Origin of the sequence: Paenibacillus sp. FSL L8-0494 (assembly GCF_038003695.1) — a bacterium.
In the GTDB taxonomy this organism is placed as follows: Bacteria; Bacillota; Bacilli; order Paenibacillales; family Paenibacillaceae; genus Paenibacillus_AQ; species Paenibacillus_AQ odorifer.
Window position 1 is genome coordinate 1,774,231 of the sequence record NZ_JBBOPQ010000001.1, and the last position, 15,562, is coordinate 1,789,792.

Consider the following 15,562-nt stretch of genomic DNA (forward strand, 5'->3'; position numbering starts at 1 on the left):
TATAAAGGAGATGGTTGTTGTGCCTACGGCTCTGCCGATTAGCCTGCATTGGCTAAAAAAGCCCGCTATTGATGTGGGTGTTACCTGGGGGGTTCCTTGGAAAAAAGGAGCGCTCAACAGGGAATCGTTAAAGAATCTCTGCTTAAGTATGCCGAAGAACGAAAAGCTTGTGCCGCTGCAAAGCTGGCCGGCAGCTTTTTGGCCTGACGGGAGCATCAAATGGTCCACGCACTCGGCAGTAAACAAAAATTCGGATATTCAGCAGGATTCCTTAGCGACAATGACAATAAATCAAGCGGCTCCAGCTACGGAAATGACTGAGCGACTAACTGTGCAGGAAACAGAGGAAGCTTTCATTATAGATACAGGTGTTATTATTTGCACGGTTAACAAGCAGGGGAAGGGTCTTATCCGCAGTATTGTGCGCAGAAATCCGGCGGACACGGAAGGAACCGAAGTATGCAGTAATGGAGAGCTTGTATGTATACGTGAACAGAGAGATGAGGGTGCTGGCACCCTGAGCATACGTGAGGAGCGATTCACAGGACGAACGTTAAGTGCCATCCTTGAACAGGACGGACCTGTTCGCGCAGTGGTGAAGCTAGAGGGACTTCACCAAGCTTCACACAATGCTCGTGAGTGGCTTCCCTATACGTTACGTTTATATTTTTATGCTGGGCTGGAGTCTATTCGATTAGTTCATACGTTTCATTATGACGGTAATCCACAGCAGGATTTTATTAAAGGATTAGGAATAGAATTCACAGTGCCGCTGCATGGACCGCTTTACAACCGCCATGTTCGTTTTGCCGGAGATAGCGGCTTGTTTAGCGAGTCTCCTAAGACGTTGCATACACGGCGAACCAAAGGTAAGTACCGTGATTTATTCGTCGATCAGGTAGCAGGATGTGCTGTGAAATTTGATCCAGAAGAGGATGCCTATTTCCTTAGTTTATTGGATGACTCCGCGACTTGGGGCAGCTTTCGGCTGGTTCAAGATTCTTCCGAGCATTATGGGATCTGGAAGTGGACAGAGGATGGGTGCGCTTGGATCAAGGCAGCAGAAGGCCGCCGGGCAGGTGGGCTTGGTTATGTTGGAGCAGAGGGTGGAGGGCTAGCCGTCGGGATGAAGAATTTCTGGCGTAAGCATCCGGCAGGAATGGAGATTGGATCCACTGCCACAGACGCGGCAGCTCTTACTGTCTGGTTCTGGTCACCTGATGCGGCAGCTATGGACTTGCGGCATTATGATACAAAAACACATGTGGAATCCTCGTATGAAGGTGCAGAAGAATTACGGGCCACTCCATTTGGTATCGCTAATACTAGCGAGCTAACATTCTGGTGTACGGCGCAGACTCCCGGGCCTGAATTGTTGCAGCGGATGCAGGCAGAAGCTGAAGAACCTTCATTGCTGGTTTGTGAACCAACTTATTATCATGAAGCGGGTGCTTTTGGTTTCTGGAGTTTGCCTGATCGGAGCACGCCAGCCAAGGTGTATCTGGAAGAGCGGCTGGACGGGATCATCTCCTTTTACAAGGAAGAGATCGAGCAGCGCAAATGGTACGGTTTTTGGGACTACGGAGATTTCATGCACAGCTACGATCCGGTCAGACATGTATGGAACTATGATCTCGGTGGCTGTGCCTGGCAGAATTCCGAGCTGGTGCCAAATATGTGGTTGTGGGTAACGTTTCTCCGGTCCGGGAGAGCGGATGTGTTCCGAATGGCCGAAGCTATGACCAGGCATACGAGTGAGGTAGATGTATATCATTTTGGCGAATACGCCGGACTAGGCTCGCGGCATAATGTCATCCACTGGGGCTGCGGCTGCAAAGAGGCTCGTATCGCTATGGCGGGTCTGCATCGCTACTATTATTATCTGACCGGAGACGAGCGGGTCGGCGATATTATGGACAGTGTAAAGGATGCTGATTATTCAACAGTTACTCTGGACCCGATGCGGGCGTATTTTCCGAAGGATGAATTCCCGACTCATGTTAGGGTGGGTCCGGACTGGGCGGCCTTTAGCTCTAATTGGATGACCCGCTGGGAGCGGTTCGAGGATACCGCTTATCGTGACAAGATTATAACAGGCATGGCTTGCATCAAAAGGGCAAATTTACGGCTATTATCTGGTCCCACATATGGGTATGATCCGGCAACTGGCCTATTGTCGGGAATGGGCGACGATAACTGGGGGCGTCATCTAGCGATTAGCATGGGAGGTCCACAGGTGTGGTTCGAGCTGGCGGCAATGCTGGAGGACCCGGACTGGGAAGATATGCTGGCTGAGTTCGGCGTATTTTATAATTTGCCACAAGAAGAGAAGGACGCATTTACAGGAGGGTTGATTTCAGGAAAACTCCGTTTTGAGCATCCTGTACTCAGCGTAGCCATTGCGGCATATGGAGCATATTACCGCAAGGATCCAGCGACGGCAGAGCGGTGCTGGTCGATTTTACTGGAGAATCCGTTTGGTTGTGTGAATCTACAGGAGGAAGCTGATCGGGTCACTTATATGACTGAGTTAAATGAGATCGATTGGATGAATACAAATGAAGCCTCGCAGTGGTCTTTAAATACGATCATTGCCTTGGAATTAATCGGTAGTGCTATACCGGAACTCGCGAATTGAAGGCTTCATTGTGGGGAGGAATGATTTATGGCTAGGCCGATGCAGGACACGGGTATAGGTGGTTTGATCCCTGAAGCATGGAAACCAATCTACCATAATCCCCTCGCTTCAACTAGTGATATCGCTGGATTCCAGATGGAGGGAGAGGGAACGGTTTCCTTCCCTTTGCAACGAATGAGATTAGAGAGCACTATCCATGCCGAGGCCGGACAACAAGCAAATGTCGTTCTCTGGTGTCCAGAGGAGTTCCCGGCAGACCTCGCCGTATCGTGGAAATTCCGCCCATTGTGTGAGCCGGGGTTGGCGATTTTGTTTATAGCGGCCAAAGGAGAGGGTGGGAAGGATTTATTTGATTCCACGCTTGCTCGCCGTACGGGTGAATATGATCAATACCATCACGGGCAGATAGACACGTATCATATCTCGTATTTTCGCAGGCGTTGGGTGGAAGAACGTGAATTTCACACCTGTAATTTGCGCAAAAGTTATGGTTTTCATCTGGTTGCGCAGGCAGCCGATCCGCTTCCGGACGTCAGCGACATGACTGAGCCCTACCGGATGTTAGTGGTGAAACGTGGCCCTATGCTGTCTTTTGCAATCAATGAACTGCCGATTTTTACATGGATAGATGATGGTGAAACCTATGGGCCGCTACTGACAGGCGGGAAAATTGGGTTCCGACAGATGGCACCCCTGATTGCTGATTACTCGAATCTGACGGTTTTTGGACAGTAATGCGAAGGAGGCTTCAGATTGATGTCTATTATTTATTATTGTTACCCTGAGGGCAGACATAAGGCGCTTACAATGAGCTATGATGACGGCAGACGGGCTGACGAAAGATTGGTAGGACTATTTAACCGCCATGGGATTAGAGGAACATTTCATCTCAATTCTGGCCTGCTGGGTGAAGGTGATCGTATTACGGCAGATGAAATAACTGAGCTGTACCAGGGACATGAAGTATCTGTCCATACGCAACACCATCCGACGCTGGCCCGTTGTCCGCAGGAGCAAATCATCCATGAGATTATGGAGGATCGAAAATATTTTGAGACGCTGCTCCAGGTGCCGATACGGGGAATGTCTTATCCTAACGGTTCCTTTAACAAGGAGATAAAGAAGCTTTTGCCTCATTTAGGCATGGAATATGCCCGTGTGGTACAGACCACTGGCGGCGGCTTTGGGCTGCCGGAGGATTGGCTGGAATGGCGGGGGACTTGCCATCATAATGATCATTTGCTGGAGCATGCGGAGCAGTTCGTGAAGCTGCATAAACGGCAGTATTTATATCTGATGTATGTGTGGGGCCATAGTTATGAATTTGATAACGATAATAACTGGGAGTTGATAGAAAGCTTCAGTGAAGCAGTGGGAGGACTAGAGGAAATCTGGTACGCGACAAATATTGAACTCGTTCATTATATGAAGGCTTGTGAAGCCCTTATTTTCTCCGCTGCTCGGGATTTTGTATATAATCCGGGAGCGGTATCTGTCTGGCTGGAAATCGACGGTGTGATTATAGAAGTAGCAGGCGGACAAACCGTCCGTTTCCCTGAGATTTAATCGAAGAGAGAAGACAGGAGGATTCTAGTGAGAACGAAGGACACACAATCAGTCTATCAGCTGGCAAAAGTAGATATTTCCGCTGCCGGTCCACGCTGTAAAATGCTTATTGGCGATCTGAATGGGGATGGACGTGCAGAAATGCTGCTGGTCCAGCCGGATAATCGCCAGGATGTTCGTTATATTCCCCATCAGGTGCAATGCCTGACCGCTTTTGATATGGATGGCAAGCTGCTGTGGCAGGTGGGCACACCCGATCCTGACGCTGGCAGCCAAGGCTCGGACTATCCAGCGCAAGTTTATGATATAGATGGTGATGGGTCGCTGGAAGTATTATGTGTAATGGATGGACGTTTTCATATTTTTGAAGGTTCAACAGGAACGGTTAAGTCCATATACGACTTACCTGCTGAACATGCACATGATTGTATTATCATTGCCAATCTAACAGGGCAAAAACATGCTTCCGACATCATTCTGAAGGACCGTTATCATCAACTGTGGGCCTTGGATAAGGATTTCAATTTATTATGGACGCATACAGGCAATGTAGGACATTATCCGTGGGTTCACGATCTTCATGGAAATGGACAGGATCAAGTGATGGCAGGTTATGATCTGCTTGATTCTAAAGGTAATTTATTATGGAGCTGCCACGATCTGGATGACCACGCGGACTGTATTTGGGTTGGCGATGTGAATGGAGATGGTTATCCTGAACTGGTTGTCGGCGGAAGCGTAACGGTGATGTATGACCGGGACGGGCAAGAGCTTTGGCGTTATGACGGTTCTATAGAGTCACAGCATCTGGCGTTAGGCCGATTCCGGCCCGAACTGCCTGGTCTTCAGGTTGCCGGGCTGGACCGAATGATCCGCGAAGATGACGGCAAAGGGCTAAAAGGTAAGGATGCGTTGTTCCTTTTAGACTGTAATGGCAAGGAACTGTGGAAAGAAGAACGTACAACCGACGGTTGGCTGACTATCGTTGAAGCCGTTAGCAACTGGCAAGTGGGTTCTCCGGATTATATTCTCGCGTACCGCCGGGGAGGCGGGGTATATCCTGCTTTGTACGATGGACATATGAGGGTTGTAGCTGAATTCAAGGAGGAAGGTTATGCCGTTCACGGCGATCTTCTGGGATGTGGCAGGGAACAGGTTGTAATTTATAATGATGAGTCAGCAACGGTATATTCAAGCGAGTGGATAGATATTAGTACATGTGCTTCTGAGAAATCGTTACCTCACCCTAAAAGATTGTACAACTCGACGCTGTATCCGGGTGGAGAAATAACGGTGTGAAGGAGGATACGTTTAGTGAGTACTTATATTCCAGAATACTTTCCTGATCCTGATTGTATTGCCAAATATAATGGGGGCAAAATCGAAAATGTACTGGCCGCTGTGGCCAGCCGTTTTATCGGTGCCTATCCCCCGCAGCCTCCGGTTTACCGGGTACATTCGCAGAGTGGTTTCAAACGGCTCCGCGACTGCCGTTATGATATGAATCTGGAAGAACGACTGCCGGAGCTAGAGGCAGGACAGTTCGTATATGTGTGGGGAAAGCTGTGGAGCGACAATGAGGTAGAAGCCCCTTTCTCAGTTAGTTGCTACAGTCCAGTTAAGGTTTACATAAATGGACGGCTGGTGTTTAGCTCCAATCTAAATGATGATGTGTTTCCGGACCGGAGGACGTTTTTTCGGGCGGGCATGGATAAAGGCTGGAACCATCTTGTACTGGAGTATGTTGCAACAGGTACAGGTTGCGGAGGGGTTTTTGGAACGGGCAGTGTCAAAGGTGCACCGGTACACTTTCTTACTCCAACGGCGCAGTTAAGCGGTTGTGAAGGTTGGATATATAGTGGACCCCAACAGACGTCTTGGGCAGCTTGGCTGAAAGCTGAATTCACTGAAGAGCAAATGACAGCTCGCTGCGTTTGGTTTCCGACGCCGCAATGGTCGCCACAGGAACAGGCATCTGGCAACTGTTCACGTATATTTGGGGAATTACTAGGAGCCAAGGCGTTTGCTTGGTGTAAGCTGGAAGTTAAGAGCCTACAGAAAGATGACATACGCCTGCAAGGTAGCTATCGTGGAATGGCTGAAATCTCTATCTATGTGAATGGGGAACTTGTAGCTGAGCACCAGAACGTGAACGGCACGCTGGATATCCAACTGGAGCTTGGTTATGGACTACATGATCTCGTCGTGGAGTCCGTCTGCGGAGAGGGGAATTGGGGATTTGAACTGGACGTACGGTCTGGTGGTGTTCAGAGTAGTCTCGTGCAACCTTATTCAGTTGAAGGATTAACTGATCCTTGGCTGTACCTTGGACTATTCACCTCGGGGACAGCGCCGAAAGTCTTAGAACTGACCTCTATGGATACTTTATTTGGGGAAGCGGATGAAGTAACCTTTTGGCGGGTGGACCAACCGAATAGCTGGGTTAGGCCTTATTTGGAGAGTGTTATGTTTGGGCGCTGGAATTACCCTCTAGGCGTAACCCTGTACGGATTGCTGAGAACAGGAGTAGAGCTTAAGGCCCCCCATTATGCCGAATATGCACAACACCATATTGAGCAATGTACAGCGCTGCACGAATATGCCTTATGGGACCTTGAACGTTATGGCGCTCCGGGCATCAATCATCAGCTGGCGCTGATGGATTCGCTGGACGACTGCGGATCCTTCGGGGCAACGATGCTGGAAGCAAATAAGCTTCGTCCACTACAGGGTGCACCGGAAGCTGCTGCTGAAATTGCCAATTACATTACTAAAGTGCAGAGCAGGCTGCCTGACGGAGCTCTGTATCGGACCAGTGGCACAGTTGATTTCATGCAGCAGACGATGTGGTGTGATGATCTGTATATGAGCACGCCATTTCTAAGCAAATATTATGAATTGACCGGAAATGCTGCTTATCTTGATGATGCGGCGGCGCAGTTTTTACATTACAAGGAGCGGCTGTTCCAGCCGGAGCTTGGCATTATGCATCATGTATATGATTATAAGTTTAATAAACCCAATGGTGTGCCTTGGGGCAGAGGTAATGGTTGGGTGATTTTCTCACTGACTGAGCTGCTTGAAGTAATGCCTGAGCAACATCCGTTGCGATCTGATTTGCTTGATTATTTCCGCGAGCTTAGTAAAGGCTATCTTAAGCTGCAAGATGAGCGGGGCCTATGGCATCAAGTGTTAACAGATCCTGAGTCCTACGCAGAGGCTTCTTGTACCTCTATGTTTATTTATGCTTTTGCTAGAGGCGTCCGCTGCGGTTGGCTGCTGGAACCAGAGTCATACGTAACCTCTGCACTCCACGGCTGGAGCGGCTTAACCCGTCATTGTATTGACAAACAAGGCAATGTTTACGGTGTCTGCCGCGGTTCGGGTTATTCGTTTAACAAACTGTATTATAAAGATGAATTGACCTGGCAATTAAACGATACACATGGGATTGGCATCGTGCTGCTGGCCGGAATTGAGGTTCACAGGCTTGTACGAGATTTGGAAATGAAATCACATAACGAAGCAAAATGAATGGCATGATGAGGAATGAGACGACCGTATTAATCACAAAATGACAGCGGAGCAGCGATACTCCATTAGTGGGGATCGCTGCTCTTGTTATGCGTTACAGTGCTACCTAAACCCCCGAAACCCCGAAACCCCCCGGCCCCCCCCCGAAACCGTCGATTACTCCTGCGAGACAAAGTTATGCGGACCCAGATGAAGTTATTTGCAGATTTATTGCTTATTCGGCAGGGGTTCGGACTCCAGTGACGTTATTCCTTCGGAAACGCTCAATATAGGTAGCTTTTTATACCAATAGCGACTATGGGGTCCGATAAAATCCCAAAATAGCGATTATGCTGCGAATAAGGTCCACTGGGTCCGATAGCCTCATGAACTTTGTTCGCGCGAAAAGGTAATCTAGGGACGGGGTATTGTTGTTGCCTCAATGCTCCGGATGCCCCCGATGCCAGATGCCAGATGCCAGATGCTCCCGATGCCCCCGTTCCCGATGCCCCCATATGCCGACAACATTTCACATGTATACTTCCGGGCGACGGAGCGGCTACATAGAGAATCGGTTGTGATTTCTAGCTGTGGATCAGCGGTTTTGCTTGCGATATTGCAAAGGCGAGCGTTTAACGATTTGTTTAAATACACGCCCGAAGTGGGCGATGCTGTCAAAGCCGGTATCCTCGGCGATGTTCGTAACTTTAGCGTTGGTGCTCTGCAAGAGACGTTGGGCTTCCTTGATCCGAATGTAGTTTAAATATTCTACGATGGTGAAGCCAGTTGTCTGCTTGAACACACGGCAGAGATAGGTGCTGCTGATGAAAAAAGTCTCAGATAGCCGCTCTAATGTAAGCTTTTCAGCATAATGTGCTTGTAAAAAATCGATAATTTCGTAGACTTTTAGCTGCTTCTCACTGCTCTCAGGGGCAATGGGCTCGCGGCTTATTTCCTGTATTCTGTTCATTTCAATAAATAGTTGGATGAGCAGCGTCTGAAGATAGGAGATTTGCTGTGTCCGTGGTTCTGTTTGTTCTTTTAGCATGCTGAAAAGAAGATATTCAATGGCCCCCTGTTCATGTACTCCGGGCCGCAAAAGCAAGCTTTGTGTAGCCATAAATGGAAAATGCAGCTCGAAGTGCGCCAATGTCTTTTGCAGAAAGCTTTCCTCAAAGTTAATTAAGATCCGTTCATGGCTTGCAGAGCCTTTAGAGGTGGTACGATGGAGCTCGTTCTTGTTAATAAAAATCAGATCACCTTTACGCAAGGTGTAGATCAGATTGTTAATGTAATAACTGCGTTCCCCGGCGAGTAAATAATAAATTTCGTAAGTATCGTGATAATGGTCGGAATCCATGCTGAATGGACCGGCTCTTTTTATTTGCTCAATCATAAAAGGAGGCTGAGGCTCCTGTTCCATGCTAAATCTGCTCCTTTCAGATAATGTAGATAATATATGCAAAGTTTTTATTGTTTCTGCTAAGAATCGCTTAGATTCAGATGTATTTTATACTATACACTATAAGAAGAAAACGCTTTTAAATCAATAAGTGATGGAGTGATCCTGATGTCCAACAAGAAATATGCTTTCGTAGGAACCGGCGGCCGAGCGGAGTTTTTTTATGGTGAGATCACTACGAATTATCGTGAAACCTCTGAAATTGTAGCCTTTTGTGATGTGAATGGAGCAAGAATGGATTATGCGAACCGTTTGCTGGAGGAAAAATATAAATATCAAGCGGTTCCTACCTATAAAGCTCATGAGTTTGACCGTATGATTGAGGAAACCCAACCTGACACGGTAATTGTCACGAGTATTGACCGCACGCATCATCGTTACATTATCCGGGCGATGGAGCTTGGCTGCGATGTTATTTCGGAGAAACCGATGACAGTGGATGAAGAGAAATGTCAGGAAATTCTTGAAGCGATTGAGCGGACTGGGAAAAAGCTGCGTGTGACCTTCAATTACCGCTATGCACCACACAACACCAAAATCCGTGAACTCATTATGGACGGCGCGATTGGAGAAGTGCTTTCCGTCAACTTCGAGTGGCTGCTGAATACGCAGCATGGGGCGGATTACTTCCGCAGATGGCACCGTGATAAACGGAACAGCGGAGGTCTCTTGGTTCATAAATCCACACATCATTTCGATTTGATGAATTTCTGGCTGGGTTCGCGCCCGGATACGATTTATGCGATGGGCGATCTAAGATTTTATGGCAGAGAAAACGCGGAGAAGCGCGGGGTGACTGAGTTTTATCAGCGTGCTCATGGAAGTAGCGCGGCAGAAAATGATCCGTTTGCCCTGCATCTTAAAGACAACGAGCAGTTAAAGCAGATGTATCTGGATACGGAGCATGAGGATGGTTACCTGCGTGATCAAAGTGTGTTCGGTGATAATATCAGCATTGAGGATACGATGGCGGTTATGGTCAAATACAAAAATAAGACGATTATGAATTATTCACTTAATGCTTATTTGCCTTGGGAGGGCTTCATTGTAGTATTTAATGGAACGAAGGGGCGGATGGAAGTAAAGGTCGTCGAACAGTCTTATGTAAATGCCGGAGGAAACAAGGAAGATGAAGGGGCGTTAAAAGACAAGCGGATCACGGTCTTCCCTCATTTCGCAGCACCTTATGAAGTGGAGATTGAAGAAGGAGTTGGGGGGCACGGGGGCGGAGATCCTGTGATGCTGCGTGATATTTTTGAATGTCCGCTAGAGGATCGCTTTAATCGTGCGGCTTCCCATGTGGACGGGGCGTTGTCTATTATGACCGGGATTGCGGCAAATCGTTCAATAGCTACTGGACTTCCAGTTAAGGTAGATCAGTTAATAAAATTGAAGTAGCCCGTTTATGAACAAGCGGCTATGGGTTCGGAGGGTGCGTTTCTCCAGAATCCAGGAGGGCCCTCCGCTCTGTCCGCACGTTAAGCCAACTTCTACTTTTAGATTAAGCTAAAAAAGTATAATAAAAGGCTGCCTCCAAAGTCATCGTAGATGACTAAGAGACAGCCTTGTTTATTTTAGCTAAAGCAATTATTGTTTGACGACGTTAAAGCCATCTTTTTGCAATTGGGTCACGATACCATCGTCACCGAGCATATGCAGCGCGCCAACGACGACAAGGTAAGTCGCTTTTTTATCACTATTCAAATATTCTTTTACATGCTTCACCATGTTGACGTTACGATCCGAAACCAGGCCCTTATAATACTCTGGCTCTTGCGCGACCGCTTTTGTCATCGCTACGAGCGACTGCTCATCACCTTGCATCCACATTTGGGATAGTGCATCCAGTGAAGCTGCTGCGGAAATATTGTCCGTTTGATTGAGGCTGCCGAGTGTGTCGACAAGAAGCTTTTCTTGCAATCCATCTGAGAACTGGTCGAACATATTCAGCTGCAATTGTGTGTTTTCCAGCTCAATAATAGGTTTGTTCAGCTTGCCTGCTTTTTGTAAAAAATATAAATCAATGCCGGTATCCGCCGTATAACTTGTAACTTGCATCTGTAGACTTGAGACACCTTGGGTAACGACCCACGGTTTGAAGGAATCGAATGCATTTTCCGCCAGACCATTTGCTTTTAGCAGTTGAGTCACTTTGTTATAGGTATCTGCGGATACATGATCCTTGAGCTTGGTTCCATCTGTATAGGAGCCTTTTTCCAAAATAAACTTTTGGATCTCAGCTTGATCAATCTTAGAGATATCTACTTCGACACCTAAATATTGCGAGGCTTCAAAAGCAGCTTCAATCTCCGGACGCAGCGGGTACATTTTGTCGTTAGCCACATGGATAGAACCAAGCAGATAAACGGTGTTGCCTTTGTTCTCCACTTTCCATAAGAATCCGGTGCTTCCTGCAGCTTGAGTATTGGCCACAAAAGTGATGGTGCGCAGCGCTGGACTCCACTCCACTTTATAGCCGATCGTTTCTCCTATAAAGCGGACAGGAACATAGGTGACATTGTTGATGGTCTTAGGAGCCACCTCTAGTTTTTTCTTCTCCCCATTTACCGTTGCAGTTGTGCTGCCAATGGTCAGTGAGAGGGCCAGTCCATTTTTGGTCCCTGTTACGGTTTGGGTTTTTTTATTCCAATTAATATTTACATTAAGCTTCTCTAGCAGAGGACGCATAGGAACTAGGGTCGTTCCTTTTTCTACAACAGGGTTAGAATCGCCTAACTTTATTTCGGTTCCATCAATCCATACACCGACAGGCTTTTCAGCAGCATGCGCAGTGGTAAAGACAGACATAACCATGAAAATGGATAAAAATAATGCACCTAGCTTTTTCATTAATAGGACACTCCGTTTCTAAAAAAGAATGAAAGATGTAAGTCACTCTCTGATTTTAACGTATTTTCCCATAAACAGTTATACCTTTTGTTACTATATTGATTTGATGCCTATGATTGGAAAGTAAACTTACAGTACTTCACGTCATTCAAAAGTCAAAATAATGCACATCAAAGCAAAAATCGCCCCTATTAGATCCTGTTCACTCTCCTTATCATGAAACGTAAGAAACGAAGAGCCTGAAGGGAGCAAGGAACTTATGTGGAGCAGTGCGATTGAAGATGCGATAGAGAAGGTACGTAAGAACATAGACCGGTTCGGGGGCAGTTTCCCTCATGTCAGCAGGAATGGAACTTATCAGCTCAATAACAACGACGACTGGACTAACGGATTTTGGAGCGGCATGTTGTGGTTGTGTTATGAATATACGCGGGATGACAGCTTCCGTATTGCGGCCTCCCATACCGTAGAAGATTTCCGCCGCCGTTTCGCGGCAAAGACCGTGCTTGATCATCACGACATTGGCTTCCTGTATTCGTTATCCTCTAAAGCCCAGTGGATTATAGATAAAGACGAATCAGCGCGTCAACTGACATTGCAGGCGGCAGACCTGCTGCTGAAGCGCTGGCGTACAGCTGGCGGTTTTATTCAGGCATGGGGACCGGAGGGGGATGCTCAGGAAGGCGGGCGGATCATTATTGATTGTCTGTTAAATCTTCCCCTTTTGTATTGGGCAGAAGAACAGACCGGTGATTCCGTATACAGGGAGGTGGCGGTCTTGCAGGCGGAGAAAACGAGACGGTATCTGGTACGGGGAGATGACAGCTCTTACCACACGTTTTTCTTCGACCCGAAGACTGGAGAGCCGATTGGCGGCGCCACACACCAGGGTTATACTAACGGATCGACCTGGACGCGCGGGCAGGCTTGGGGTGTTTACGGTTTTGCGTTATCCTACCGCTATACCAAAGATCCGTTGTATTTGGAAACGTCCAAGCGGATGGCCCGCTATTTTCTGGAGCATTTGCCGCAGGATCATGTCGCTTACTGGGATTTTAATGCTCCGGTATCTCCGGATACTTACCGGGATAGCTCGGCCTCAGCAATAGTAGCAGCCGGACTACAGGAACTGCTAGAGCTAATGGATGGGGAGGATTCTGAGCGGGCTTATTTTCAGCAGGGATTAGTGCAGTCGATGACTTCGCTTGTGCAGAACTATTCCACGCTCGGCGAAGAGGCGGAGGGGCTGCTGAAGCACGGTTCTTACCATGTGCGCGGCGATCTGTCTCCAGATGACTTCATGATCTGGGGAGATTATTTCTATCTTGAAGCATTGATGCGGCTGCAAAAAGGCAACAAGGGGTACTGGTATGAACGCTGATGTCAGACAAATCTCCCCCTATGCCGTCTTTGCGCTGCTCGACCTTGAGTTGCCCGCTTTAGCTCTAGTGAAGAATGCGCTCAGCCAAGCGCGGCAGGACGATGCGCTGACTGAATTACATCGGTATTTGACCCGACGGAGCACGCCGGGCTGGCGTAAAGAGGATAACCGGAAGCAGCTTATTGACTATGTACGGCTTTATTGTGCAGACGAACTGGAAGCTGTAATGAAGACAGCGGATGAAGTTGTGGAGCAGACGTTTCTCTTTCGTTTTCCCTGGGATATGGAGCGCAGCCGCATTCCGGTTACCTTTGAGGAAGAAATTGACTGGCGTCATGTTCCGGACAAGGATGTAGAATGGGCTTATATGCTGAATCGCCACCGCTACTGGGTGGCATTAGGACAAGCGTATGCGATAACAGGTAAAGAGGATTATGCGAGAGTGTTTTGCTGCCAGCTTGAAGATTGGATAAACCGTAACCCCGTTCCAGACAAGCCTACGAATGATTCGCTGACATGGCGCACAATTGAAGCGGGCCTTCGTTGTGCTAACTGGATTAAAGCGCTGTCTTATATACAGGATAGTCCGCTGCTCACACCAACGCTGCTGGCCAAAGTGATGATATCTCTGCATGAACACGGCCAATATTTAGCTTTATCGTTTACGGGCTGGAAGAAGATCAGCAACTGGGGGGTGCTGGAGACTTGTGGTTTGTTCCAAACTGCGCTCTACTTCCCTGAGTTCACTAGCGCCAATAACTGGCGACAGCTCAGTAAGGAGAGACTGGGTGAGACGGCTCGAATCCAGATCATGGCGGACGGCATCCACTGGGAGCAATCGCCCACCTATCACCATGAGGTTTTGGTATGTTTTCTCGACTGCATCCGCTTAGCCCGATTGAACGGACTGGAGCTTCCGGAAGAATTTCAGCAAAAGGTTCAGCAAATGGCTGTCGCTTCATTATATTGGGCCAAGCCGAATCACCGGCAGCCGATGCTTGGCGATAGTGATGACAGCGATATCCGTTCGCTTTTGACTTATGCGGGCTGGTTATTTCAGGATGCTGTACTCCGTTTTGGCGGATACGATCAAATGGATTATGACAATGCCTGGTTGTTTGGGATAAATGGAGTTGAGGGCTATGAGCGGCTGAATGCGGAGCTACCGCCAAACTTGTCACGCTCCTATGCAACTTCCGGCCATTATGTGATGCGAACGGGCTGGGACGAGCAGGATTTGTACCTATATTTTCACTGCGGACCGCTTGGGGGTGGACATGGGCACGCGGATCTGCTACATTTCGATCTGTATGCCTATGGGCGGGATCTGCTTACCGATCTTGGCAGATACAACTATAGTGATCATACACCACTTAGAAAAGCGCTAAAAGAAAGCGCTGCCCATAATACGACCACTGTCGACGGAATTGGATTTACCGAAGTCACGGATACATGGTCCTTCTCTCAGATTGCGAAGCCAACGGGCTGTCAATGGATCAGCCATCCGGACTTTGATTATGTAGAGGGCAGCCATGACGGCTACCGTCATTTGGATGATCCGGTCTACCCGTTAAGGAGGATCCTATTTATTAAGCCTTTTTACTGGCTTCTGGTGGACAGCTTCAGTTCCCGGCAGGAGCATACATTTTCCCAGCATTTTCATTTTGCACCCGGAACGGTTCAGATGGAAGATGGAACGCTAATATGCCGTACAAAAAATGAGCGGGAAGCTAATCTTTGTATCCTTCCTGTTCATGTTGATGGTCTTCAGGGCAGGGTTGATGCTGGGGTAATCTCCCGCGAATATAATCTGCTGGAACCTAATCAGTATGCTGTGTACTCCCGAAAGGGGAAAGGAACGGTCTCGATCATGCAGGTGCTGTACCCGCAGTCTTCGGGTGAGTTGTTCTGTCCGCTGGTCGAACAGGTGCCGATTTACCGCCATACGGGTGAACCGGTGGCTGCTGCACACGCGGAGGCCTGCCGCATCATCCTCCCCGAAAGGAATGAGGAGCATATTATCGTGATCAGCCACGAGATTCCATCCAGTCACTTAGATTCCTATGTAGTGGAAGGCGTACAAATTTTTGGAGAAGTAGTGCTTATTGTTTCTGCAGACGGTCAAAAGAAGGTCACGGTAATCAGATAATGT

The 15,562-nt window shown here is 48.0% G+C and carries 10 protein-coding genes; 8 read left to right on the forward strand and 2 right to left on the reverse strand.

Translation table 11 applies throughout. The features are described 5' to 3' along the window. The first annotated feature begins 19 nt into the window (after positions 1 to 19). From NYE35_RS07910 to NYE35_RS07930, 5 genes are read left to right on the forward strand one after another with little or no spacing between them, the layout of a single operon-like run. A complete protein-coding gene (locus tag NYE35_RS07910; RefSeq protein ID WP_445321947.1) occupies positions 20 to 2,638 on the forward strand; it encodes an exo-rhamnogalacturonan lyase family protein in 2,619 nt (872 codons plus the stop codon). 27 nt (positions 2,639 to 2,665) lie between these two features. Beyond that, the gene (locus NYE35_RS07915; RefSeq protein ID WP_341120607.1) at positions 2,666 to 3,373 is read left to right on the forward strand and encodes a DUF1961 family protein; all 708 of its coding nucleotides are present in this window, start codon (positions 2,666 to 2,668) and stop codon (positions 3,371 to 3,373) included. A 21-nt stretch (positions 3,374 to 3,394) separates the two neighbouring features. Continuing rightward, a complete protein-coding gene (locus NYE35_RS07920; protein ID WP_036675667.1) occupies positions 3,395 to 4,204 on the forward strand; it encodes a polysaccharide deacetylase family protein in 810 nt (269 codons plus the stop codon). A gap of 27 nt (positions 4,205 to 4,231) precedes the next feature. After that, positions 4,232 to 5,503: a rhamnogalacturonan lyase family protein gene (locus NYE35_RS07925; RefSeq protein WP_445321948.1), complete on the forward strand. Its 1,272-nt coding sequence runs from the start codon at positions 4,232 to 4,234 to the stop codon at positions 5,501 to 5,503. A gap of 15 nt (positions 5,504 to 5,518) precedes the next feature. Next, a complete protein-coding gene (locus NYE35_RS07930; RefSeq protein WP_341120609.1) occupies positions 5,519 to 7,738 on the forward strand; it encodes a glycoside hydrolase family 88/105 protein in 2,220 nt (739 codons plus the stop codon). A 574-nt stretch (positions 7,739 to 8,312) separates the two neighbouring features. Here NYE35_RS07930 and NYE35_RS07935 read toward each other — a convergent pair. Beyond that, positions 8,313 to 9,140 (reverse strand): AraC family transcriptional regulator, encoded by an 828-nt coding sequence (locus NYE35_RS07935; protein WP_076104901.1) that lies wholly within the window; start codon positions 9,138 to 9,140, stop codon positions 8,313 to 8,315. Positions 9,141 to 9,287: 147 nt separating this feature from the next. Between NYE35_RS07935 and NYE35_RS07940 the strand changes: the two genes are divergently transcribed. Continuing rightward, the gene (locus NYE35_RS07940) at positions 9,288 to 10,577 is read left to right on the forward strand and encodes a Gfo/Idh/MocA family oxidoreductase (protein WP_076297614.1); all 1,290 of its coding nucleotides are present in this window, start codon (positions 9,288 to 9,290) and stop codon (positions 10,575 to 10,577) included. Between the two features lie 189 nt (positions 10,578 to 10,766). On the opposite strand, the gene NYE35_RS07945 is transcribed toward NYE35_RS07940, so the two are convergent. Then, a complete protein-coding gene (locus NYE35_RS07945; protein WP_341120611.1) occupies positions 10,767 to 12,029 on the reverse strand; it encodes a TraB/GumN family protein in 1,263 nt (420 codons plus the stop codon). A 259-nt stretch (positions 12,030 to 12,288) separates the two neighbouring features. Between NYE35_RS07945 and NYE35_RS07950 the strand changes: the two genes are divergently transcribed. Both NYE35_RS07950 and NYE35_RS07955 read left to right on the forward strand, forming a co-directional pair. After that, positions 12,289 to 13,410: a glycoside hydrolase family 88 protein gene (locus NYE35_RS07950; RefSeq protein ID WP_340395223.1), complete on the forward strand. Its 1,122-nt coding sequence runs from the start codon at positions 12,289 to 12,291 to the stop codon at positions 13,408 to 13,410. After that, the gene (locus NYE35_RS07955) at positions 13,400 to 15,559 is read left to right on the forward strand and encodes an alginate lyase family protein (RefSeq protein WP_341120613.1); all 2,160 of its coding nucleotides are present in this window, start codon (positions 13,400 to 13,402) and stop codon (positions 15,557 to 15,559) included. The genes NYE35_RS07950 and NYE35_RS07955 overlap by 11 nt, the downstream gene beginning before the upstream one ends. Positions 15,560 to 15,562: the final 3 nt, after the last annotated feature.